Origin of the sequence: Actinokineospora globicatena (genome assembly GCF_024171945.1) — a bacterium.
GTDB lineage: Bacteria > Actinomycetota > Actinomycetes > Mycobacteriales > Pseudonocardiaceae > Actinokineospora > Actinokineospora globicatena.
The window spans coordinates 1,118,616-1,143,021 of the sequence record NZ_JAMTCR010000003.1 but is presented as its reverse complement, the minus strand read 5'-3'; the positions used below and the strand labels follow the sequence as shown (position 1 = coordinate 1,143,021).

Genomic DNA, 24,406 nt, shown 5'->3' with positions numbered 1-24,406 from the left:
CTGCCTGTGGGTATGTGAACCGTTGGCAGTGCCTAACGTTGCAAAAGCCCGAAATATTTGAGGGTCGCGGCCGATGGCAATACGCCAATCGGGTGTTTGGCGGCGGTCAAGGATGTCGCGGGTGGTGTTGGTGCCGCTCTGTTTGGTATGCGCGGGAGGTGAATCGATTTACTACGGGGTTCGTCCGGCTGTTGTGTTGTAATCCTGCTCACTGCTGTAGGCCCCGTTGGGCGGTCGGGTGCGGTAAGGGCGGAACGGGTGAATGGTGAAGGTCGGATCTGATTCGTTTCCACCTGATTGACACCCTCTTTCGGTGCTGGCATACTCCCGTCAGTTCGCTGTGCCGGACGTATTTACTGGGGAAGGTCGAGCACGCGAGGGGGCAGTGCTGTGTCTAGCGACCGCTATGAGCTGACCTGGCGACTACTGGAACGAGTCAGTGTGCATGACGACGCCGATTCCGCCGGAGTCGCTTTCGAGTCACTTGTCGACGGCGTCGACTGGGACCTGCTGGTGGCAGGGGCACTTCGCCAGCGACTCCTGCCGAAGCTCGCCGATTTCGTCATCCGCTCCGGTGGGATGTCCGTGTTGGGAAAGGAACTGCGGAAGATCCTCGTCCAAGCGCGGCACGAGAACCGGCACAAGGGCCGCTTGGCCGCGCGTGAGGCCGCCAGGGTGGTTGAGGCGCTGACTGCCGCGGGCGTCAACGTCGTGTGCACCAAGGGGGTCGTGCACCAGGCGGCGCTCTACGACGGTTCCGGTGGCCGCGTCTTCGGCGACGTGGACCTGATGATCGACCAGGCGGGCGCGGCGGCGTGCGCGCAGGTCATGCCCGCGCTCGGCTACCTGCCCGGTCTGCGCCACGACCTCGTTGCCGACACCCTGGTCCCGCTCGAGAAGCGCGACCTCGCCATGTACAAGCTCTACCCGGACCACCTGCCGCACTTCCTGCGCCCGCTGCTGGGTGAGGCGCTGCCGTACTTCATGGTCGACTTCTGCTTCGACATCGTCTGGTACGGCGCCGCGTGGCGGATCCCCATGGCCGAGGTGCTGGCCGAGACCAGGCTGGTGACGGTGGACCTCGGCGACGGGACGGTCGAGCTCCCCGCGCTGACCCAGCCCTACGACTTCCTGTTCACGGTGACGCACCTGTTCCGGGAGGCATGGTTCGAGCGGACGGCGGCCGTGGCCAACCCCCGGCTCAACCAGTTCGCGGACCTCTGGCGGCAGTGGTCGCGGTTGTCCCCGGCGACCGTGGTCGAGTTGCGCGAGTTGGTCCATCGCCACGAGATCGGCCCGCCGGTCGCGTGGGGGTGCCACTACGTGGACCAGTTGCACGGCAGTGACATCGTCGGCGCGCTCGGTCTCGCCGAGTTCTGCGACGAGGGGTGGCTGCGCAGCGCCTCGGGCACAGGTGGGCAGTACCTGTCGTGGTCCGGTGACATGCGCGCCCGGGTCCGGGCGCTCGGCCCGCCCGAGTTCCTCCCCGCTCCCGAGCCGAGGTTCGGCTCGGGAGCCCGCGCGGTGTCCGGTCGGGTCCACGCGGGTGATCGGTGATCGACTCGGTGCCCGGTGCCGCCTCGGGCCTGTGGACCCTCCTCGCGGAGACCGCGGCCACCGCCGGGGACCGGCCCGCCGTGCGCGACAGCACGGGCGAGACGAGCTATCGCGAACTCACCCGCACCGCGCGGCGAGTCGCGGTCTGGCTGAGGGGCAGGGGGATCCGGCGCGGTGATCGGGTCCTCGTCTGCGCGTCGTCGGAGCGGGTGACCGTCGCCGTGCTGTTCGGCTGCCTGCGGATCGGCGCGGTGTTCGTGCCGTTCGGCCCAGGTGTCACCGTTCACCAGTTGGGGCAGGTGGTCGCGGACGCGCGGCCCGCGGTCCTGCTGGCCGCGAGCCAGGAACACCTGTCCTTGGTGCCCCGAGCCGCGGGTGTCCTGCTCGGCGACCTCGTCTCCGCGTTGCCCGCCGACGTCGATGGCGACGTGGTCGGCGCGGTGAGCGAGGACGACGCGGCTGTGCTGCTCTACACCTCCGGCAGCACGGCGGCGCCCAAGGCGGTGGTCTGCACGCACGCCCAGGTCCTGTTCGCCGCGCGAGCGGTCGCGTCCCGAGTTGGCTACCGCGCCGAAGACGTCGTGTTCTGCCGTCTTCCGCTGTCCTTCGACTACGGGCTCTACCAGGTTTTCCTGTGCGCCATGGCATCCGCGGCGCTGGTACTTGTCCCACCGGGGCGCGATGTCCACCTGCTCTCGGAAGTGTGCGCGGCCGGGGCCACGGTGGTGCCCGTCGTGCCGTCGATGGCCGCGATGCTCGTCGCGCTCGCCCGCGGCCGGGTGCTCGAGGGCAGCAGGGTCCGCTTGTTCACCAACACCGGTGAGCACCTACCCGCGGCCACCGCCGCCGCACTGCGCCATGCCTTCCCCGCCGCCGGGGTGCAGCTCATGTTCGGCATCACCGAGTGCAAGCGGGTGACGGTCCTGGAAGTCGACGGCGACCTCGCCCGACCCGGGTCTGTGGGACTCGCGCTGCCCGGCACCCGCGTCCGCGTCGTCGACGAATCGGGCGCCGAGGTACCCGCCGGTGTGGTCGGGGAGATCAGTGTCTACGGGCCGCACGTGATGGCGGGCTACTGGCGCGCGCCGGAACTGACCGACCAACGCTTCCGCGTGGATGCGGTCACCGGCGAGCGGTTCCTGCTCACCGGTGACTACGGGCACCTCGACGACGATGGCCACCTGTACTTCACCGGACGTCGCGACCACGTGTTCAAGCACCGCGGGGTCCGAGTCTCGACCGTGGAAATCGAATCCGCGGCGATGAGCCTGCCGGGCGTGCGTGCCGCGGCGGTGCTGCCGCCGGTCGGCACGGCGGGACCCGTGCTGTGCGTGGCGGCGAGTGGGACCGGCCAGGAAGTGCTGCGTGGACTGCGGGAGCTCCTCGGGACGGCGCGCACCCCGTCGCAGTGCCGGGTCGTTCCCGCTCTCCCGCTCACCGCCAACGGCAAGGTCGACCGGCGGAAGTTGGCTGAACTGCCGGAGGTGCGGTCGTGAACGGCTTCCGCGAGCTCGTCTCGCGCTACGGCAGCCCGCTCTACGTCTACGACTTGGACGAGGTGGACGCCGCCGCGGTGGCGCTGCGCGGTGCCCTCCCCGAGTCCGCCCTCCTCTACTACTCGCTCAAGGCCAACCCGCACGTCCTCGTGGCTCGGGCCCTGCACGCGTCCGGTTGCCGCGCGGAGATCAGCTCGGCCGGGGAGCTGCAAGCGGCCCTCGCGGCTGGCTTCGCCCCGGCGGAGTGCCTCTACAGCGGCCCCGGAAAATCCTCGGAGGAGGTCGCGGGGGCAGTGGCCGCGGGCGTCCGGCAGTTCTCCGTGGAGTCGGCTGTCGACTACCGCAGGGTTGCCGCCACCGCCCAGCGGGCCGGGGTGACGGCCCAGTGCCTGCTCCGCGTCAACCCGCCCACGGCACGCGGCCGCGGCGGGTTGCGGATGAGCGGGGTCGCCTCGCAGTTCGGGCTTGACGCCGAGCAGCTCGTCGCGGATTCCGGGCGGTTCGCACCGCTACCCGGCGCCCGGATCATCGGCCTGCACTTCTTCTCGCTCAGCAACGCCAAGGACGCCGACGCCATCGCCGCCGAGGCGGTGGCCAACATCGAACTCGCCGCGCGTCTGCGCGTCGAGGCCGATGTGGACCTGCGGGTACTCGACCTCGGCGGCGGGTTCGCCGCGCCCTACGCCGAGCCTGGTCACCGCGTGGACTACACCGGGCTGCGTTCACGGCTCGCCGCGGCACTCGACGACCACCTGCCGGACTGGCGTCTGGGCGCACCTCGGGTCGCCTTCGAGTCCGGGCGGTATCTCGCCGGTGGGTGCGGCTCGCTCGTGACGACGGTGGTGGACGTCAAGCGCAGCCGGGACCGCGTGTTCGCGGTCCTTGACACCGGCATCAACCACCTCGGCGGACTGGCGGGGTTGGGCAGGCTCCTGCCCGTCTCCGCGCGGGCGATCACCGGGGCAGGCGGGGAGCCGCACGGCCGGACGACGCTCGTCGGTCCGCTGTGCACCCCAGCCGACCAGCTCGCCAGGGAGGCCGAGATGCCTGCGTTGTCCGAAGGGGACCTGCTGGTCGTTCCGAACACCGGCGCGTACGGCCTGACCGCGAGCCTGCTCGGCTTCCTCGGCAGGCCGGTTGCCGCCGAGGTCGTCTTGCGCGGCGGAATCGCGGTCGAGGCCAGCAGGCTCGAACTCCGACGGGTGCCGCTCGCGACCACTGGGGGTGGCGCGTGAGCGCGGTGCCGTGGCGGGCGGCGCTCGTCGACCGTGTCCTGCCCGTCGTGGCCGAGCACGCGGCCGTCGTGGACACCGAGGCGGCGTTCCCAGCTCAGGGTATGGCCGAGCTCGCGGCCAGCGGGCTGCACGGCCTGCTGGTGCCAGCGGAGTTCGGCGGGCTCGGCGGTGGTCTGCACGACCTGGTCGGCACGGCCCAGGACCTGGCCGGTGCCTGCCTGTCCACCGCGATGGTGTGGGGGATGCACTGCCAGCAGGTCGACACACTCGTGCAGCACGCCACGGGTTCGCTGCGGGACGACGTGCTGCCCCGGATCGCCCGCGGCGAGCTGTACCTGGCGTCCGTCACCACCGAGCCGGGAAAGGGCGGCCACCTGTTGACCGCTGTCGCCGCGCTGCGCGACGACGGCGACGCACTGCTGGTGGACCGGGACGCCCCGGTGGTCACCGGGGGGCTGCACGCCGACGGCTTCCTGATCACCATGCGGGAAGCCGAGGACGCGGGCTCGCAACGGGTGACCCTGGTCTACGCCGACCGCGACCAGCTCGCGGTGGAGCGGTCCGGTGGGTGGGACACGGTGGGGATGCGCGGCACCGAGAGCGTCGGCCTGCGGATCGCAGGCCGGGTCCCCGCGGGCCAAGTGGTCGGGCAGCCCGGCGGCTTCCGCGAGATCGCCCTGCGCAGCATGGCCCCGGTCGGGCACCTGGTCTGGTCGGCGTGCTGGCTCGGTGCCGCGCGGGCGGCACTGGCGGACCTGGTCGGCTGGCTGCGGTCGAGCGAGCGGGGCAAGGGCGTCGACGTGCGGTCCGAGCTCACCGCCGAACGCGTCGCGCGGGTGCGGATGGACCTCGAGGTGGTCAGCGCTTACCTCAGCCGGGTCACCGACGAGGTGGTCGCCTCGCGCGCGGGCGGCGCGAGCCTGTCCGGCGTCGACGCCCAGATCCACCTCAACACCCTCAAGGTCGTCGCCGCGGAGTCCACCTTCCGCGCGGTGGACCGGATGGTGCGGATCGCGGGGCTGACAGCGGGCTACCGCAAGGACTCGCCGCTGCGGTTGGAACGCCGCTTCCGCGACCTGCGCTCGGCGAGCCTGAACTACGCCGACGACCGGCTCCTCGTGTCGACGGGCGCGCTCACCCTCATGGACCGCGCTGTGCGCCTGCTCTAGACCACCCCGACCACACAGATGGGAAGAAGTGAAGCGATGACTGGCTCGCCCTGGTCAGCCGAGTTCGAGCGGGTGCTGCGCGGCTACCTGCCCCTGCACGGCCCCGACGCGCGGCTGCGCCCAGACGACAGCCTGGCCGACCTGGGGCTCGACTCGATGGCGACGGTCGGCCTGCTGGTCGACGTCGAGGAGGAGTTCGGCATCGCGCTGGCCGACGACGACCTCACCGACCAGACCTTCGCCAGTCCCGCGGCCCTGTGGGCCGTGGTCGACCGCCTGCGGGGAGCCTCGCGGTGATCTCGCGAACCGCGCCGCTGACCTTCGGGCAGTTGTCTGTGTGGCGGATCAACGAGACCTATCCCGTTTCCCGATGGTCCGAGACCTACCTGCGGCGGACCGCTCGCCTCCCGGGCGGGTGCACCGTCGACCAGGTCTTGGCCGCGGTGGCGACGGTGTGCGCTCGTCACGAGGCACTGCGGACGCACTTCGTGGTGGGGGCGGCAGGACTGTGCCAGCTCGTGCGGCCCGCGGGTCGCGAGGTCCGGGTCGAGGTCGTGGAGCGGTCGCCGGTCACCCCCGCGGTCGCCGACGCCGTGGCCGACGAGCTGGCCGCCGACCGCATCGATCCGGCCGAGGAGTTCGGGGTGCGCTTCGCCGTCCTCACCGAGGGGGCGGCGCCGGTGCTGCTCGCGGTGGTGGTCGACCACCTCGTCGCGGACGGGACGGGCCTGCGCCGCGTCTGCGCCGAGGTGGTCGCCGCGCTGGGTGGGGATGACCCCGAGGGCGGGCGCTGGCTGGCGCAGCGACCGCCGCAACCGGTCGACCTGGCGGCCGAACAGCGAGGGGGTTCTGGTCTTCGCCGTGCCGAGGCGGCGCTCGACCACTGGCGGGCTCTGCTGCGCGACGTACCACCCGAGGTGTTCCCGCTCCCGCGCCCGCGAACGGATGAGCCCGGCCGGGTCGAGGCGATCCTCACCTCGTCGTCGGGACGCCACAACCTCGCCGCGGCTGCGGCGGCGACCGGGGTCTCCCCCCAGGACGTGCTGCTCGCGCTGACCGCCGTGGCCACGGCCGTCGTTGTCGGCAGCGACCGGGTCGTGCTGACCCTGCAGTCGGGCAACAGGTTCGGCGGTCGGTGGCACTCGATCGTGAGTTCGATGAACCAGTACGCGCCGCTGCTGGTGGACCTCGGGCCGGGGCACGTGGGCTTCGCTGACTTCGCCGAGGCGCTGCACTCGGCCACCCTCAAGGCCTACCGCGCGGGCTCCTACGACGTGGACGCCGTCACCGACCTCGTCCGCCGCGAACGCGGGATCGACCTCGGTTTCGACAACTTCTTCAACTTCATGGCCCACGACGTCGACAAGCGCCATGAGGTCACCGCCGTGCCCGCTCGGGGTGTGGTGACCGACACCGAGCCCAACCGGCAGATCGGCCCGCGCCTGGACGTGAAGGTCCGTTCCGGCCCTGATCTCCCGGTCGTCGTGCGGACCGATCCCCGGCTGCTGCCGCGGCCCGCCCTGCGTGCCCTGCTTGGCTGGTACGACGATCAGGTGCACCGCGTCGCCACCGGACGGGTCACCGTCGGGGAACTCGTGAACGACTGCGCGCGAGCGCTGGGGCGGGGGGCGCGGGCGTGAACGCGACTGCTGAGGGCCATGGACGGCTGCGGCTGCTGGGCCTGCTACCGCTGATGGGTGGCAGGGTGCTCGCGGGCTTGCTCGCCGTGCACGTGCTCGCCGTGCTGACTCCGGCGGCGACGGCTGTGGCCACTGGCTGGCTGCTCACCCGAACCCTGCGGGAGGGGACGGGCGCGGACATGGTGTTGCCGTTGGCCGCGGTGGCCGCGCTCGTGTTGGCGGGCCGGTGCCTGCTGCTCGGGCGCGAGCCGCTCGACGAACTGGCCGCCCGCCGGGTGGACGGGCGGTTGCGGGCGGAGTTGCGCCGCCAGGTCGGCGTGCCCCGCGGCTTGTCCCACCTGGACGAGGAGGAGTACGCCACCGCGGTCGCGCGGGTCTCCGAGCTCGGCGGTTGGCGGCGGCGCACCCCCGGGACCGGGGTCGTCGGGCAACTCGCGCTGGCGGCGAGGTTGACCGGGGCGGCGTTGTGCGCGGCCGTTCTCGCCACGTACTCCCCGGTGCTCGCGGCGGGGCTCCTCGCGGTCACCCTGGTGATGCGCGCGACCATCAGGCGCCAGTGGTTGCGCCTCGGGCGGGTCTGGGACGCCCACGCGGGCAGCAGGCGCCGCATGGACTACTGGGCCGACACCCTCAGCGAGGTCGCGACAGCCAAGGAGGTCCGGCTCTACGGCGTGCGGCACTGGCTCGCCGATCGGCACGCCGAGCAGGCACGCGGCTGGCTCGACGAGATCTGGGCGCACCGCAGGGGCATCCTCCGCCGCCAGTGGTGGACCTTCCTGCTCGCGGGCGCCGCGGGATTCGCGGCGCTGTACGTGCCGGGGCTGCTGCTCTCGGACGCGGCCATCGACCACGGTGACCTGATCACGATGGTGCTAGCGGCGTGGGGTGTGTTCGAGGCGGGCGCGATGGGGCACGAGGCGTTCGACATCGAGTACGCCACTGGCGCGATGGCCTCGCTGGCCGGGCTGCGCGCCCGGGCGGCCGCGGACGGCGCGCACCCCGGCGGGCAGGCGGCTCCTGGTGGCACGCCGCACATCCGGTTCGAAGGCGTGCGGTTCGCCTACCCCGGGCGCGACCGGCCGGTATTGACCGGGCTCGACCTCGACATCCGCCCGGGTGAGGTGCTCGCCGTGGTCGGCGAGAACGGCGCGGGGAAGACGACAATGCTCAAACTGCTCGCGGCCCTGCGGGAGCCGACCGGTGGACGGATCACAGTGGACGGTCAGGACCTGGCCGAGCTGGACGTGGACGGGTGGCGCAGGCGGATCTCGACGGTCTTCCAGGACTTCCTGCGCTACCCGTTGACGGCCCGGCAGAACATCGCGCTGGGCGCCCCGGAAGCGCCCGCCGACGACGAGTCCGTCCTGCGCGCCGCCGAGGCGGGCGGTGCGCGGGAGCTGATCGAGCGGCTGCCGCTCGGCCTGGACACGCTGCTCACCCGTGAGCACACCGGAGGGGTCGACCTGTCCGGCGGGCAGTGGCAGAAGATCGCCATCGCCAGGGCCATGTTCGCCGTCGCCGCGGGCAGGCGCGTGCTCGTGCTCGACGAGCCGACCGCGCACCTGGACGTGCGCGCCGAGACCGAGTTCTACGACGAGGTGATCTCCGCGGTGTCCGGGATGACCGTCGTCCTCATCTCCCACCGGCTCTCGACGGTCCGGCGCGCGGACCGCGTGGTGCTGCTCTCCGGTGGTCGAGTCGTCGAAGAGGGCTCCCACGACCAGTTGATGGCGTTGGACAAGCGCTACGCCTACCTCTACCGGCTGCAGGCTGATCGCTTCACCGCCGACGAGGCGGCCCGAGTGGACGGAGCACAGCGATGAGCGGCAGGCCCACCGTGGTGGGCAGCATCCTGCGCCTCGCCTACGCCGCCGACGCGAAGGCCACCGTGCTCGTGGTGGTGCTGGCTTGCGTGAACTCCGTTTCCGTCGCCGCCAGCGGGCTCAGCGTCCGCTGGTTGGCCGACTCGGCGCGCGCCGCCCCCGCCATGGTGCTCTGGGCGGCGCTGCTCGGGGCACTGGCCTACGCCGCGATGGCCGCCGTCGAGCGGGTGCAGCACAACGTCGAGGTCGACCTGACCGAACGCGTGGACCTCGTGCTGTCGCAGCGGTTGTTCCGGCTCACCGGCGGGGTGCCCACCGTGGAGCACCTCGAACGCGCCGAGTACCTCGACCGGTTGAGCCAGATCCGCCGCGGCACCGAGACCCTGGCCGGTGCCTGCTGGGGCGCGGTCGGCGCCGCGTCGTCGGTGTTGAGCCTGCTGCTCAGCGCCTGGCTGCTCGCCCTGGTCCACCCGGCGCTGGTGCTGCTGGTGCTGTTCGCGATCCCCCCGCTGGTCTGCGCGCGGCGCGCCAGCGGTGTCATCGGGCGGGCCAGGACTGCCGTGGCCGGGGCCGAGCGCCGAGAGGCGCGGTTGCACCGCATGGCCACCGACGCGGGCGCGGCCAAGGAGTTGCGGATCAGCGGCAGCTCGGCGGCGGTCAGCTCGGCGGCCACCGCCTTCTGGGACGAGGCGACCGAGGTGCTCGTCCGCGCGGGCAGGCGGGCCGCGTTGTGGCGGGCCGCGGGCTGGGCGCTGTTCGCCCTCGGCTACATCGGAGCACTGGCCTTCGTCGCGCTGCTCGTGGCGCGGGGCGAGCGCACACCCGGCGACCTGCTGATGGTGGCGGGCCTGTCGACCTACCTCAGGACGCAGCTGAACAACACCGTGGAGGGCTCCACCCAGCTCGCTGAGGGCCGCCACGTCATGGCCCAGTTCACCTGGCTGGAGCGGCACGCCGCCGACCGGCGGCACACCGGGATCGACCTCGTCCCGGCACGGCTCGCCGACGGCATCCACCTGCGGGGGGTCAGCTTCGCGTACCCCGGCACGGACACCCCGGTGCTCCAGGACGTGAACCTGTTCCTGCGCGCCGGGACCACGGTCGCGGTGGTCGGGTTCAACGGCGCGGGCAAGACCTCCCTGGTGAAGCTCCTGACCGGCATGTACGAGCCGACCAGCGGCGACATCGAGGTGGACGGGACGGCATTGCGCGCGATCGACCTGGACGCGTGGCGGTCCAGGACCAGCGCGGCCTTCCAGGACTTCTGGCAACCGCAGGTGAGCGCGGGCCAGGCGATCGGGCTCGGCGACCTGCCGCACGTCGACGACCGGCCCGCCGTCGCCCGCGCCGCGGCCGCGGCCAACGCGGACACCGTCGTCGCCGGTCTCCCGGCGGGGTTCGACACCCGACTCGGCCGGGTGTTCGGCGGCGCGGACCTCTCCCACGGCCAGTGGCAGCGCCTGGCCACCGGCCGGGCGCTGATGCGAGCGACGCCGCTGCTGGCCATCCTCGACGAGCCGACCGCCGCGCTCGACCCGCAGTCCGAGCACGACCTGTACGAGCGGTTCGTCGGTGCGGGCCGCGCGGACCGCACCGCGGCGGGGAGCATCACCCTGCTGGTGTCGCACCGCTTCTCGACCGTTCGAATGGCCGACCACATCGTGGTGCTCGCGGCCGGGTCGGTGGTCCAGGAGGGCAGCCACGAGCAGCTGATGGCGGCGGGCGGGCACTACGCCGACCTATACCGCACCCAGAGCCGCGCGTACACAGCCGGACGGACGCCGGATGAGTGAGGAACAGCCCTACCCACCTTCCCACGCGCAACGCGGACTGTGGTTCCTCCACCGCTTGCACGGCCCCGACACCGCCTACCACCTGCCCGTGGCGGTGGCGCTCGACGGCGACCTGGACGTGGCCGCACTGCGTGCGGCGTTGGCTGACCTGGTTCGGCGGCACGAGCCGCTGCGGACCGTCTTCCCGGAAGTCGACGGTGAACCCGTACAGGTGGTCTTGGCGCCGGAAGCTGCGCGACCGGGTTTGGCTGTTGTCGTCGTGCCGGAGGCGGAGCTGGACGAGTCGTTGCGCGACGCCGCGAGCACCCCCTTCGACATCGAGCGTGTGCCGCCGTTGCGCGCCACCTTGTTCACTCTCGCACCGGATCGCGCGGTCTTGCTGCTCACCCTGCACCACATCGCCGCGGATGGGTGGTCGATGCGTCCGCTCTTGGCGGACCTGTCCGCCGCCTACCGCTCGCACGCCGGGGGCCAGGTCTGCCCGAACCTGGCTGATCCTCCCATCCGATACGCGGATTACGCGCTGTGGCAACGGGAGTTGCTCGGTTCACGTGACGACCCCGAGAGCCTCGGTGAGCGCCAAGTATCGTTCTGGCGCGATACCCTCGCCGGGCTCGGCGAGGTGCTGAGGTTGCCGGTGGACCGGCCGCGGCTGGGGACTCGGCGCCGCACCGGCGCCCACGTGCCGATCCAGTGGCCCGCCCGCAGGCACCGCGCCGTGGCCGAACTGGCCAGGGCGGCTGGGTGCTCGGTGTTCATGGTCGTCCACGCGGCGTTGGCCGCGCTGGTGACCAGGCTCGGCGCGGGCACCGACATCCCGATCGGCACCGTCCTCGCGGGACGGACGGAGGACGGGCTCGCCGATCTCGTCGGGCTCTTCGCCAACACCGTCGTGGTGCGCGTGGACACCTCTGGTGACCCCGCGTTCCTCGACCTGCTGCACCGGGTGCGGGAGGTCGACCTCGACGCCCAGGAGAACCAGGACCTGCCGTTCGACCGCGTCGTGGAGGCGCTCAACCCCCCGCGTGGGCTGGCCCACCACCCGTTGTTCCAGGTGATGCTGGTGCTGGAGAACGTCGAGCGCGCCGATGTGGACTTCGGCTCGGTGTCGGCGCGCCCGCACGAGGTCGTCCTGCCCGCGGCCAAGGTGGACCTCACGTTCCAGCTCGTCGACCACTACGACGACGCGCGCGCGCCGCGGGGCCTGAGCGGGTATGTGGAGTACGCGGTCGACCTGTTCGACGAGGACACGGTGGTCGCACTGGTGGACCGCTTGGCCCTGCTCGTCGACATCGTCACCGCCGAACCGGGCACGCGACTCGGCGACATCGACGTGCTGCTGCCCGGTGAGCGCACCCGGGTGCTGTCCGAGTGGGTGTCGACGGCTCGCCCTTACCCCGTCGACACCCTGCACGGTCCAGTGTGGACCCAGGCGCGCCGCTGCCCGGGGGCCGTCGCCGTCGTTGACGGGGCCCGTGAGACGACCTATGCCGATCTCGTCGCCCGAGCCGACCGACTGGCGGGCGCGCTGGCGGGCCTGGGGGTGCGGCCTGGCTCCGTCGTCGCGATCGCCCTTCCACGATCGACGTCGTTGGTGGTCGCGCTGATGGCGGTGCTACGAGCAGGCGCGGCGTACCTGCCCCTCGATCCGGACGTGCCCCCGGCGCGGGTGGCGCACCAACTGCGCGACGCCAGTCCGGCCTGCGTGGTGGCGGGCAGCGACGGCGTGCCCGTTCCGCTCGCCCCCGGGGTTCCTGTCCTGGACATCACCCAGCACGCGAGGTGGTCGCTGGGGCCGCTGCCCGCGACGACAGACCCACTCTTGCCCGCGTACGTCCTCTACACCTCGGGGACCACCGGCGCTCCGAAGGGCGTCGTGGTCGCCCACCGCGCCATCGACAACCGACTGCGGTGGATGCAGGAGAACTACGGCTTGGTCGCGGGGGACCGGGTCCTGCACAAGACCCCGGTCGGGTTCGACGTGTCGATCTGGGAGCTGTTCTGGCCGCTGCGCACCGGCGCGACCCTGGTGCTCGCCGCCCCTGGGGAGCACCGTGACCCGGCCCGGCTGGCCCGCCTGATCGTCGCCCAGCGGGTCGCGGTGGCGCACTTCGTCCCCTCGGTGCTGCGCGAGTTCCTCGCCGAGCCCGTGGCGGCGGACTGCACCGGGCTGCGGTGGGTCGTGTGCAGCGGCGAGGAGCTCACCAGGGACCTGGTCGACCGCTGTAGCGACGTCCTCCCGGGCGTGGTCGTCGACAACCTGTACGGCCCGACGGAGGCCGCGGTCGACGTGACCGCACACCGTTGCGCTGTCGGCGAGGTAGGCGCGGTGCCCATCGGCGAACCGATAGCCAACACCGGCGTCCGCGTGCTCGACGAGCGGTTGCGCCCGTGCCCGGTCGGTGTCGTCGGTCAGCTCTACCTGACCGGGGTGCAACTGGCGGACGGCTACGTGGGCAACACGCCGCTCACCGCGAGCCGGTTCTGCGCGGACCCGCATGGTGGACCAGGCGAGCGGATGTACTGGACCGGCGACTTGGCGCGCTGGCGCGCTGACGGCGCGTTGGTCTACGCCGGGCGCGACGACCGGCAGGTGAAACTGCGGGGGCAGCGGCTTGAGCTCGACGAGGTCGAGGCCGTGCTGCTGGCCGCGAGTGGGGTGGCCGCAGCGTGTGCCGTGCTGCGCGATGACCAACGGCTGGCCGTCTACGCCGTCGGCGCCGCCGACCGGGTGCTCGACCCTGCCGCCTTGCGCTTGAGGTTGGCCGCCCGACTGCCCGCAGGAGTGCTGCCGGACACCATCACGGTCCTCGACAGCCTTCCACTCGGCACGAACGGCAAGGTTGACCGGTCCGCGCTGCCTGCCCCCAGCCCTGCCTCGGCCGGGACCACCGGACGCCCACCGGGCACACCGACCGAGGTGGCGCTCGCCCGGGTCTTCTGCGACCTGCTCGATCTGCCGCAGGTCCGCGTGGACGATGACTTCTTCGCCCTTGGCGGGCACTCGATGCTCGCCATCCGCCTCGTCCGCGCGGTGCGCGCGGCCACTGGTGCGGACCTGCCGGTCGAGGCGGTGTTCCGCTCCCCGACGGTCGCGGCACTCGCGGGCGAGTTCGACCGGCCAGGGCCCGGGCTCGGCGAACCGGTGCTGGTGCTGCGAGCGACGGGCGAGGCCGATCCCGTGTTCTTCGTCCACCCGGGCACCGGGCTGAGCTGGTGCTACTACCGGGTGCTCGACTCGGTCCCGCGGCAGTACCCGGTGTACGCACTGCAGTCGCGCGGGCTTGAGCCGGACTCGGCACTGCCCGCATCGCTCGCGGAGATCGTCGACGACTACGTGGCGAGGGTGCGGGCCATCTCGCCGCGTGGACCGTACCGGTTGCTGGGGTGGTCCTTCGGGGGGATCGTCGCCCACGCCGTGGCAGCCCGCCTGCGGGACTCGGGTGAGGAGGTCCCGGTGCTGCTGGTTTTCGACAGCTTCCCCAACGCCGTCGACGAGCCGCCCGCGCGGGAGCGGCTGTTGGCAGAGGCGCTGGTGAACCTCGCGGGTGGGCGCCGCCACGCGGTTGACGACCCGCGCGCGCACGCGCCGGTGCTGGCGGGCGCCTCGGACGAGGTCGTGCGGACCGTGGTCTCGGTCGGCGTCAACAACTTGCGCATCCACTACAGCGCGACGCACCCCGTCTTCGACGGTGACCTGACGCTCGTGGCCGCCGCGAGCGAGCGAGTGAGCCAGGGCGGGCAGGCCTCGGCGTGGCGGGAGCACGCCACCGGACGGGTCGACGTGCGCGTCGTCGACTGCGAGCACCACGAGATGTTCACCTCGGCGGCCGCGGCGACCGGTGCGGTCCTGCACGAGGTTCTCGCCGCGACGACCACCCAGGAGTGCCCATGAGCTCCGGAACCGATGGCCGCGACCCGAACCGCCCGATCCCGGTGCGGCGGTTCGAGGACCAGGCGCGCCGCACACCGCACGCGGTCGCGGTCGAGTGCGCGGGCGAGACCCTGACCTACGCCGAACTCGACCACTGGGCCACCTGGTTGGCGCGCGATCTGATCGCCTGCGGTGCTCGGTCGGAGCGGTCGGTGGCGGTGGTGGTGCGCAGGTCGGTCCGCTTGGTGGTCGCGCTGGTCGCCGTGGCGAAAGCCGGATCCGCTTGTCTGCCCCTGGACCCGCACCACCCCGAGGCCAGGAGAGCCGCGGTCGTGGCGGTGGCCGACCCGGTGCTCGTGCTGACCCAGGTCGCGGACGGCCCCACCGGAGGTGGTGCGGACCTCGCCGTTGACCTCGCCGCTGAGCACCTGGCCTACATCCGGTTCACCTCGGGGTCCACCGGTGCGCCCAAGGGGGTCGCGGTCACCCACGGGAACCTGTCCGCCTTGCTCGCCGAGTTCACGGCCCGGTTGCGGTTGGGCGTGGGCGATCGGTTGCTGGCCGTCACCACGACGTCGTTCGACATCGCGGAGCTGGAGGTGTGGGCGCCGCTGGTCACCGGGGCGTGCGTCGTGCTGGCTGACGAGCACGAGCACCGCGACCCGGCGCGGGTGGCCGCGCTGCTCGGCCGCGCCGCCCCGACGGTCGTCCAGGGCACGCCCACCTTGTGGCAGGCCGTTTTGGAGGCCGCGCCAGCACCGCTGGACCTCAGCGGCGTGCGGTTGCTCGTGGGCGGCGAACCGCTGTCGGAGTCGCTCGCCCGGCGGTTGCGCGCGACCGGGGCGGAGGTGACCAACGCCTACGGCCCCACCGAGACGACCGTGTGGTCCACGGCCAAATCGCTGGGTCACGCGGACGGCGAGGTCACCATCGGCACGCCGATCAAGGGCACGCGGGCCTACGTTCTCGACCCGCTGATGCGTCCCGTCGCGGCGGGGGAGATGGGAGAGCTCTACCTCGCCGGGGCAGGGGTCGCGCGGGGCTACGTCGGCAGCGCCGGCTTGACCGCGAAGCGGTTCGTCGCGGAGCCGGACGGGCCCGCTGGGGCCCGCATGTACCGCACCGGCGACCTGGTTCGGGTCCGACCCGATGGCGACCTGGTGTTCGTCGGCAGGGCTGACGACCAGGTGAAGATCCGGGGGTTCCGGGTCGAGTTGGGCGAGGTCGAGTCAGCCCTGGCCGCGTTGCCTGGCGTCGTCGGCGCGGTGGCCCAAGCGCGCGCGGACCACACGGGGGCGAGCCGGTTGGTCGCCTACGTGGTCGCGGGCGGAGGTGCTTCGGTAGGGCAGCGCGCGCTGCGGGCCGCCTTGGCCGACGTCCTGCCCGCGCACATGGTGCCGTCGGCCGTGGTGGTGTTGGACGAGTTCCCCCGATCGTCCAACGGCAAGGTCGACAAGGCGGCGTTGCCCGCGCCTGACTTCTCGGGTGCCACCGGCCGCGGCGTGCCGCGCACCGAGGGCGAACGGCGACTCTGCTCACTGTTCGCGCAGGTGCTCGGCCTTCCCGCGGTGGGTGTCGACGACGACTTCTTCGACCTCGGCGGCCACTCCCTGCTGGCGACCCGGTTGGTCGTCCGCCTGCGCGCCGACTTCGGCGTGGAGATCTCGCTGCGCGACCTGTTCGAAGCCCCGACCGCCCGCGCGGCTGCCCGCAAGCTGGCCGTTGTCGCGGTGCCCCGACCGCTGCTCGGCGCGGGCCCGCGCCCTCGTCGGATCCCGCTCTCCCCGGCGCAGCGCGGGCTGTGGTTCCTCGACCAGGTGGAGGACCTGGGCGGGACTTACACCCTGCCGCTCACCCTCCACCTCGCGGGCGTCGTCGACGCCGAGGCGTTGCGCGCCGCCTTGGCGGACCTCGTCGGACGGCACGAGAGCCTGCGCACCGCCTTCGCGGTCACCGAGGACGGCGAGCCGTGGCAGCGTGTGCTCGCGCCGGAACAGTCCGTGCCGGAGTTCCGGCTCCGATCTGCCGCCGATCCCGCTGAAGCCGCCGCTGCCCGCGACGAGTTCCTTGGCCTCGGGTTCGACCTGGCGTCGCGGCCGCCAGTGCGGGCACTGTTGATCACGATCGGCGCGGATCTCCACCAGTTCGTCCTGGCCGTGCACCACATCGTGGTCGACGGGTGGTCGATGACACCCCTGGTGGACGACCTGCTCACCGCATACGCCGCACGGCGCTCGGATCAGCCGCCGCCGTGGTCCGATCTCCCGGTGCAGTACGCGGACTACGCCTTGTGGCAGCGGCGCTTGCTCGGCGGAGCAGACGAGGCGGGTAGCGTCCACGCCCGTCAGTTGGCGTACTGGCGGACCGCGTTGGCGGGGTTGCCCGACCAGCTCGACCTGCCCTATGACCGGCCCCGGTCGGCGCGCCCATCGTACCGCGGTGGTGCGGAGCTCTTCCGGATCAGCGCCGAGACCCACCAGAGCTTGGTCCACCTCGCACGCGCCGAGGCCGCGAGCGTCTTCATGGTGTGCCACGCGGCACTGGCCGCCATGCTCACGATGCTCGGTGCCGGAACGGACATCCCGGTGGGCACCCCGGTGGCGGGCCGAGACCACCCGGCGCTCGATGACCTGGTCGGGTTCTTCGTCAACACCGTGGTCGTGCGGGTCGACACCGCGGGCGACCCGGATTTCCGCACGCTGCTCGGTCGCGTCCGCCGAGCCGGTCTCGACGCGCTCGAGCACCGCGACCTGCCGTTCGAGTCGTTGGTGGAGGCCATCAACCCGCCGAGGTCACTGGCCAGGCACCCGCTGTTCCAAGTGCTTCTGGTCAACCAGAGCACCGTGCCCGCGCCCCGCAGCGTGGGTGGGGTGGACGTCGTGGTGGATGACAGCGGTCCCGCCACGGCGAAGTTCGACCTGTCCATGAGCCTGGTGGAGCGGTGGTCCGACAGCGGCACACCCGCCGGAGTCGATGTCACCGTGGAGTTCGCGGCTGACCTGTTCGACCACGAGACCGTGCGCCGCGTGTGCCGATACTTCCAGCGTGTGCTCGACTTCGCTGCGAGCGACCCGGGAGAACCGCTCAGCCGCGTCGAGTTGGTGGCGCCTGAGGAACGACACCGGCTGTTGGTCGACCTGAACGCCACCGAGCACCCCGTCGACCAGCGCGGCTTGCCAGAACTGCTCGCCGCACAGGCGAGGAGGTCCCCTGGGGCGGTCGCCGTCGTGCACGAGGGCGCAGAACTGGACTACGCGGCGCTGGAGACGCGGTCCAACCAACTGGCGAGGGTGTTGATCGGCCGCGGCGTGGGCCCGGAGGCCACGGTGGCGCTGCTCGTGCCCCGCTCGATCGACCTGATCATCGCCATGGTCGCGGTCGTCAAGGCAGGTGCCGCCTATCTGCCGCTCGACCCCGACTACCCGGCCGAGCGCACGGCCTACATGGTCGAGGACAGCCGCCCTGTCTGCCTCCTCACCACCGCCGCCATGACCCCGAGGGCACCCGAGGGTGCTCCCGTCCACCTCCTGGACGCGCCGGAGTCGCGCGCACTGTGCGCACTCGAGTCCGGCGCCGCGGTTGCCGACGCCGAGCGCTTGAGTCCGCTGTCGCAGGACCACCCTGTCTACGTGATCTACACGTCCGGGTCGACTGGACGGCCCAAGGGGGTGGTGTTCACCGTCCGCGCGTTGGTGAACTTGCTCGCCTGGCACGCCGAGGTCGTGCCGGGTGGCCCAGGTACCGTCACCGGGCAGTTCGCGTCGCTGAGCTTCGACGCCGCGGCGCAGGAGATCTTCTCGGCGTTGACCTCCGGGAAGACGGTGGCCGTTCCGCGTGACGAGATCCGCAAGGACATGGACGAGGTGGTCCGCTGGCTCGACCACGACCGCGTCAACGAGCTGTTCGCCCCGACGCCCGCGGTCAACGGCATCGCGGTGGCCGCGCAGCGGTTGGGTACCGCGCTCTCCGAGTTGACCACCATCGCGCAGGCGGGTGAGGCGCTCACCCTGCACCGGCCGATCCAGCAGTTGTCGGCGCGCCTGCCGGATCTGCGGATCCTCAACTACTACGGCCCGACCGAGACGCACGTGGTAACCGGCTGCGCGGTGCCGCGGGAGGTGGTGCTCGGCGGCGGATCACCGCCCATCGGCCCACCGATCTGGAACACCCGCGCCTACATCCTCGACGAGACTCTGCGTCCGGTGCCCGAGGGTGTGCGCGGCGAGCTCTACCTGGCGGGTACCCAGGTCGCGCGCGGCTACCTGAACCGCCCGGGACTCACCGCGTCCCGGTTCATCGCTGACCCGTTCAGTGCCCGCGGTGATCGGATGTACCGCACCGGCGACCTTGCCCGATGGCTGTCGGACGGCAGCATCCAGTTCCTGGGCCGCAACGACTTCCAGGTGAAGGTTCGCGGGTTCCGGGTCGAGCTGGGTGAGGTCGAGTCGGCGGTGGCCGCCCTGCCCGGTGTCGAAGGTGTGGTGGTGGTCGCGAGAGAAGACTTGCCGGGCGACAAGCGCCTCGTCGCCTACGTGGTCTTGGCCGACGGTGCGAGGTCGGATCCGCTGGCGCTGCGGCGGTCCGCCCAACGTGCCCTGCCCGACTACATGGTGCCCGCGGCAGTCGTCGTGCTGGCGGAGTTCCCTCTCAACCCCAACGGGAAGGTCGACCGCGCGGTGCTGCCCGCCCCGGACTACGGGGCGTCGACCAAGGGCACCGCTCCTCGAACCGCGCGTGAGCGGCACCTGTGCCGCCTGTTCGCGGAGGTCCTCGGCGTCGAACGGGTCGGAGTCGACGACGACTTCTTCGAGCTCGGCGGTCACTCCTTGCTGGCGACGAGGCTGATCAGCCTCGTACGAGCCGAGACCCGGTGCGAATTGGGTATCCGTGACCTCTTCGACCACCCGACGGTGCTCGGCGTGGCGCGAAGCTTGGTGGAGCCGGCCGTGCCCCGGCCCGTGTTGCGTCGGACGCGCGCCGCCGAGGGGGCCGGGTGAGCGCGTCCCCCACCGGTGCGTGCCGCGTACCGCCGTCCACTACGACATGGAGGTCCGGTTGCTGACCCACCGACCGCTGGACACCTATTCCGAAAACGGGTTCGCCTATTCCGGCGACGCGCTGACCGCGGCCGAGGTGGCGCTGCTGAGCGCGGCGACAGACACAGAGTTCGGCAGGGACTCGCCCGCCAGGACCGTGGAGAAGGATGGCGAGACGGTACGCGCGGTCCACGGGTGCCACTTGGTCAACGACTTGTTCGCCCGGGTGGTGCGCCACCCCAAGCTGCTCGGCCCCGCCGTCGAGGTCCTTGGCGGGCCCGTCTACGTCCACCAGTTCAAGATCAACGCCAAGCGGGCCGTCCACGGCGACGTCTGGCCGTGGCACCAGGACTACATCTTCTGGAACCGCAGGGACGGGATGCGCGAGCCGCGCGCGGTCAACGTCGCGGTCCTGCTCGACGCCGCCACCCCGGTCAACGGCCCGTTGCTCGTCGTACCCGGGTCGCACCGTGTCGGCACGCTGGACCTGCGCGAGCGAGACGCCGGGCTCGGCTGGCGCTCGAACCTGGCAGCCGACTTGGACTACAGGATCGATGGTCCGCTCCTGGCCGAACTGGCCCGGGGCAGGGAGATCGTCCAGGTCACCGGCCATTCGGGCGCGGTGGTGCTGTTCGACCCGCAGCTGGTCCACGCGTCTGGGGCGAACATGTCGCCGCACGACCGACGGATGATCCTGGTGACCTACAACCGCACGGACAACCTCCCCGACGCCGTGGCCAGCCCGCGTCCGGAGTTCCTCGCGGGCACCGACTACCGGCCCTTGGAGCCCTGGCAGGGCGATCTCGACAACTAGCCGGTGGGTTTCCGCCACGGCGTCTTGCGACCAGTCGCGCCAGATCACTTGAGGCCCGCCGTGAAGCGCTGGAGTCCGTCGCCTGACTAGGTGAGACAGGCCGGCACTCGCACGGCGTGGGCCCGCGCCGTGCGGCGCGGGCCCGTTGGGTGGCTAGAAGTACCAGGCCTGCTGGGGTGAACCGTTGCAGGACCACTGGTAGACGGTGCCGCCGTTGTAGTTGGTGTTCGGGTTGACGTCCAGGCAGCGACCGGAGTGCACGTTCTGGATGCTGGAGCCGTTGTTGGGGTAGATCCACTTCTGCTGGTTGCCCCCGTTGCACTTCCAGAGGTACACCGTGCCGCCGTTGTAGTTCGTGTTGGGGTTGGCGTCCAGGCACATCGAGAGGTCGGCGGCGGGGCGGATCGTGCCCGTCGGTGCCGAAGCCCCACTGCTGGTTGGTGTTGCCGTTGTAGTCCCACTGGTAGACGGTGCCGCCGTTGTTGTGCAGGGTGCTCGGCTTGGCGTCGAGGTAGCGGCCTGGCCCGAGGCCGGTCCTCAGGAAGTAGACGATCGCGGGTGCGGCGGACACCTGGCCGGGAGTGGCGAGGGGGGTGGGGGGTGCGGCGGACGCCTGGCCGGGGGACAGGAGCACGGCGGCGGTGATGGCCGCGAGCACGGTCGCGGCTCTGCGTAACACGCGGGTAGTGCGCATTCGGGTTCCTCCCAGATTTGGTCTACGCCCGTTGGCGTTGACCCGCGACAAGGCTGCCGGCGGCCGACTGGCCACCGACAGCCGCCAACCGGCCGGACTTGCGCCGTCGAACGGGCAAGTGTCCGGCCGAATGGTCTAAACCAATAAATGACCATTGGATACGTTGTCGCGCTTTGGTTCTGGAGCGCGGCACTATAGCCGCGAGTACCTCCCGGGGTCAGTGTCCGATCACGATTCGCCGGTGATCGCCGGTGCGGCAGTTTGGGTGGAGGAGCTGGAATTCAAGGTGGTGAGCGAGGTTTGATTGGGCGCGTGGACGACGAATTCGCCCGTGTTCACCGTCGACGGTGAACACGGACCCTGCTAGCTGTAGAGGCTTGCGCTAGATCTGCTTGGAACCACTGGGGGTTGTGGGTCGGCAGGGCTGTCCACACGCGCCACGGATCGCGCTGCGGGTCGTGCTGCCCGCAGTGCGATCGTGGGTCGTCAGTGGCAGAGCAGGAGCGACAGGGCACTCTCGCTGCAGGTCACGGCGCTGAGGTTGCTGTAGGACTCGTCGTCGGAGATGGCGGGGGTGTCGAGGTCTTGCAGGGCGAGGATGTTCTCCATCGGGCTACTCCTTGGTGTTGGGGTGTTCGGTGAAGAAGGGGAGAGCGGGGGTGGGGGCGAGGGCGAGGAGGACGCCCGCGCCGCCGGTGGCGAGGTCCATGGACAAGCGGAGGAGTTGGTTGCCGGGAAACGCGGTGCCGCCGTGGGGGAAGGGGAGGGCGTGCCAGGCGAGTCGAGCTCGGTGGTCGGTGGCGAGTGCGGGTTGACCTGCGAGGGTGAGGGCGGCGAGCAAGCCCGCGCGACCCTGGTGCAGGCCGGGGTGGACGACGAACTCCGGGCGGCATGCTCGCAGCAGTCCGGGCAGGTGGACGACCGAGCCCGCGTCGGGCATGAGCCGGGCGAGTTGGGACAGCACGACAGCGATGCCCGCGCTCCCGGACTCGAGGTAGGGCAGCAACCGGTTGCCCTCGCGGACCTGCGTCGAGCCATCGGCGGCGGTGACGCATGCCTCAAGATCACGCGCGATGGCCTGGTCGGCCAGAGTGAGCCACCGCCGCTCGCCGGTGCGGCCGTACAGGCGCAGGTACAGCAGTGCGGGCCCGGTCCAGCCGTGCATCAAACCCGCCCGCGTGCAGGACGCCGACCCCAGGCGTTCGGCAAGGGTCACGGCCTCGTCCAGCCACTGCGGCGGCGCCCACTTTCCCGCGGCGTCAAGGAGAGTGAGAGCGATACCCGCCAGCCCGTCGGCCAGACCGCAGCCGTTCACGGGTGATCGCGCTTGGTCGATGAGGCCCCGGGCCGTGTCGTGGTGACCGAGGTGGGCCAGGACGTGGGCGATGCCGTGCGCGCCGGTGGCGAATCCGGGGCGGACAGGTCGATCACGGCGGATCGCCTCGAGCAGCCAGGCCTCGTGGTGGCGCCCGTGACCGGTGACGTCGAGAGCGTAGATGACCCCGGCGGCACCGTGAGCGAACGTCGCGGCCGCGGTGGTGAACTGCTCGATGTCACCCGGGAACAGCCGGTCGGTGCGTTCCGGGGTAGCGGAGGCCAAGATCGCCTCGGCGATGGACTTGCCGACCAGGTCCCAGTCCGGCGCGGCTCCGTCGAGTTCGGTGTGGGCGTCGGCTACCGGAACGCGCGGGCGGAGAACTGAGCGGACGCGGTCGACGTAGCCCGCAGGCAAGGGGAACTCGCGCTCGATCGTCGTCAGGTATTGGTGCAGCTTGCCCGGCTCCAGTTCCAAGACAGCGGTGAGCGGGAAGAACAACCACAGGCGTAGAGCCGCTAGCGCGTATAGGTCGATCTCCGTGCCGTGGCGGTCATTCGGCGCGCGGAACCCAGATGCGCCAAGGGCAGGACGCGACGCTTCGGTGGTCGTGAAGGCAAGTTCGAAGTCGAGCAGGCTGACGGTGTCGCTGTCATCGACGAGGATGTTGTTACCGTGCAGATCACCCCACACCACACCGCGGTCGTGCATCGCGGTGATCGCGGCTTCGACCTGGTCACCGATGGCCACCGCGCGAGCCGTGTAGGCGTCACGCTCAACCTGGGACGCGCGGTGGCCGAGGGGGTAGTTGATGCCCATCCAGGACCCGAGCGGGATGCCGGACCGGTGCTCTACGGCCAGGTACTGGTGTTCCCACACGCTGAACCGCTCGTGCACGGCCGGGATTCCCGTTACGCCTGCCAGCCGGGTGAGCATGTCGTGCTCCCGGTCCAGCCGCGTGACGGCGTCGGTCAGGTCGTGGTCCAGGCCTGCGTGCGGTCGGGCTTCCTTGATGACGAACGGTGTGCTCAGGTACACGCCGCCGCCGTTGGAATAGTGCAGGGCGCGGTCGATCCGGTACGGGAAGACGGTGTCGCTCGCGCGCGCCGCCAAGTGGGGTCGCAGACAAGGGGGCACGTCCACCCAGTCCGGCACCGTGAACGCAGGCTTGCGGACGTCGGGCACGAGTGTGCCGTCCGGGGTGGCGATCGCGGGCAGGCCGTCATCGGTCCAGCGCTGGACGAACGCGCCGTAGCGGACGTAGAGCGGGCCGCTGCCGTAGCGGAGGTCGCTGAGGATGTACGGTCCGGGCTCGCCGTGCAGGACCTCGGACAGCTCTTCGAGCACCTCCGCGAGCCGGTCGTCGTCCGGCGGGTAGAGGGTGATCAGCTTGCCGCTGGCCGCCCTGGGCGCGTACTTGGCGTTGCGGGCCAACAGCAGAGACGGCGACCGCAGGTGCTTGAAGGGCAGGGACCGCGTGCGGCAGTACTCGTAGGTCTTGCCGAGCACCAGCTCCGCGTTGGCCGGGGTCGCCGAGATGTGGACCTTCCAGCCCTGCTGGGGGAGCACGGAGGCCTCGTGGGTGAGCACGAGCCACTCGCCCATGGGCCGCGACCGCCACCCCGCACCCAGCGGCCGGAGCGACCACGACCTCCCCGGACCGTCGACCGGCCGGTCGAAGAACAACCGGTCAGCGAGACAGAACGCCTCGTACCGCCCCCGCATGCCCAACCCCGTCCCTCCCGACGACCCACCCCGACCGCCCCATCAGAACAACGTGACGGCGCGTCACCGGGAACCGACACGAGTCGATCACTCGACCGGTGCCCAGGTCTGACCCGGTCGAGTCGTCGCTCTACTGTCCGTGTCCCATCACCGACTGCCTGGGCGAGCGGTCCCCACCCCACGCCGGCCGACACGCTTGAACGCAGCGGACGCCTGGACATCGTCGTACATACCG

Annotated in this window: 14 protein-coding genes; 11 read left to right on the top strand and 3 right to left on the bottom strand. The window is 71.5% G+C overall.

Going from position 1 to position 24,406, the window contains the following annotated elements; all coding sequences use genetic code 11:
* Window positions 1-441 precede the first annotated feature (441 nt).
* The 11 genes from LV79_RS18400 to LV79_RS18350 are packed head-to-tail and all read left to right on the top strand — an operon-like array spanning window position 442 to window position 20,437.
* Entirely contained in the window at window positions 442-1,557 is a 1,116-nt protein-coding gene (locus LV79_RS18400) for a nucleotidyltransferase family protein (protein ID WP_253838347.1), read from the top strand.
* Window positions 1,554-3,053: a class I adenylate-forming enzyme family protein gene (locus LV79_RS18395; RefSeq protein WP_253838346.1), complete on the top strand. Its 1,500-nt coding sequence runs from the start codon at window positions 1,554-1,556 to the stop codon at window positions 3,051-3,053. Before LV79_RS18400 ends, LV79_RS18395 begins: the two co-directional genes overlap by 4 nt.
* Window positions 3,050-4,288, top strand: coding sequence for a type III PLP-dependent enzyme domain-containing protein (locus LV79_RS18390; RefSeq protein WP_253838345.1), 1,239 nt, complete (start codon window positions 3,050-3,052; stop codon window positions 4,286-4,288). Before LV79_RS18395 ends, LV79_RS18390 begins: the two co-directional genes overlap by 4 nt.
* Window positions 4,285-5,457 (top strand): acyl-CoA dehydrogenase family protein, encoded by a 1,173-nt coding sequence (locus LV79_RS18385; RefSeq protein WP_253838344.1) that lies wholly within the window; start codon window positions 4,285-4,287, stop codon window positions 5,455-5,457. Before LV79_RS18390 ends, LV79_RS18385 begins: the two co-directional genes overlap by 4 nt.
* A 36-nt stretch (window positions 5,458-5,493) precedes the next feature.
* Complete coding sequence (locus LV79_RS18380) at window positions 5,494-5,754, top strand: acyl carrier protein (protein ID WP_253838343.1); 261 nt, start codon at window positions 5,494-5,496, stop codon at window positions 5,752-5,754.
* Complete coding sequence (locus LV79_RS18375) at window positions 5,751-7,097, top strand: condensation domain-containing protein (protein ID WP_253838341.1); 1,347 nt, start codon at window positions 5,751-5,753, stop codon at window positions 7,095-7,097. Before LV79_RS18380 ends, LV79_RS18375 begins: the two co-directional genes overlap by 4 nt.
* Window positions 7,094-8,920, top strand: a complete 1,827-nt coding sequence (locus LV79_RS34555) for an ABC transporter ATP-binding protein (protein ID WP_253838340.1) — start codon at window positions 7,094-7,096, stop codon at window positions 8,918-8,920. The genes LV79_RS18375 and LV79_RS34555 overlap by 4 nt, the downstream gene beginning before the upstream one ends.
* Window positions 8,917-10,713, top strand: a complete 1,797-nt coding sequence (locus LV79_RS18365) for an ATP-binding cassette domain-containing protein (RefSeq protein WP_253838339.1) — start codon at window positions 8,917-8,919, stop codon at window positions 10,711-10,713. The genes LV79_RS34555 and LV79_RS18365 overlap by 4 nt, the downstream gene beginning before the upstream one ends.
* Window positions 10,706-14,608, top strand: a complete 3,903-nt coding sequence (locus LV79_RS18360) for a non-ribosomal peptide synthetase (protein ID WP_253838338.1) — start codon at window positions 10,706-10,708, stop codon at window positions 14,606-14,608. The genes LV79_RS18365 and LV79_RS18360 overlap by 8 nt, the downstream gene beginning before the upstream one ends.
* Window positions 14,605-19,584 carry a non-ribosomal peptide synthetase gene (locus LV79_RS18355; protein ID WP_253838337.1) on the top strand — a complete coding sequence of 1,660 codons (4,980 nt, stop codon included), beginning with the start codon at window positions 14,605-14,607 and terminating at the stop codon, window positions 19,582-19,584. The genes LV79_RS18360 and LV79_RS18355 overlap by 4 nt, the downstream gene beginning before the upstream one ends.
* 19 nt (window positions 19,585-19,603) lie before the next feature.
* On the top strand, window positions 19,604-20,437 hold the full coding sequence (locus tag LV79_RS18350; RefSeq protein ID WP_253838334.1) for a phytanoyl-CoA dioxygenase family protein: 834 nt from the start codon (window positions 19,604-19,606) through the stop codon (window positions 20,435-20,437).
* Window positions 20,438-20,590: 153 nt separating this feature from the next.
* Here the strand turns inward: LV79_RS18350 and LV79_RS18345 are convergent, their stop codons facing one another.
* From LV79_RS18345 to lanKC, 3 genes are all read right to left on the bottom strand, one after another.
* Window positions 20,591-20,842 (bottom strand): RICIN domain-containing protein, encoded by a 252-nt coding sequence (locus LV79_RS18345; RefSeq protein WP_285470239.1) that lies wholly within the window; start codon window positions 20,840-20,842, stop codon window positions 20,591-20,593.
* 775 nt (window positions 20,843-21,617) lie between these two features.
* Complete coding sequence (locus tag LV79_RS18340) at window positions 21,618-21,740, bottom strand: SapB/AmfS family lanthipeptide (RefSeq protein ID WP_253838331.1); 123 nt, start codon at window positions 21,738-21,740, stop codon at window positions 21,618-21,620.
* 4 nt (window positions 21,741-21,744) lie between these two features.
* A complete protein-coding gene (gene lanKC, locus LV79_RS18335) occupies window positions 21,745-24,171 on the bottom strand; it encodes a class III lanthionine synthetase LanKC (protein ID WP_253838329.1) in 2,427 nt (808 codons plus the stop codon).
* Window positions 24,172-24,406 lie beyond the last annotated feature (235 nt).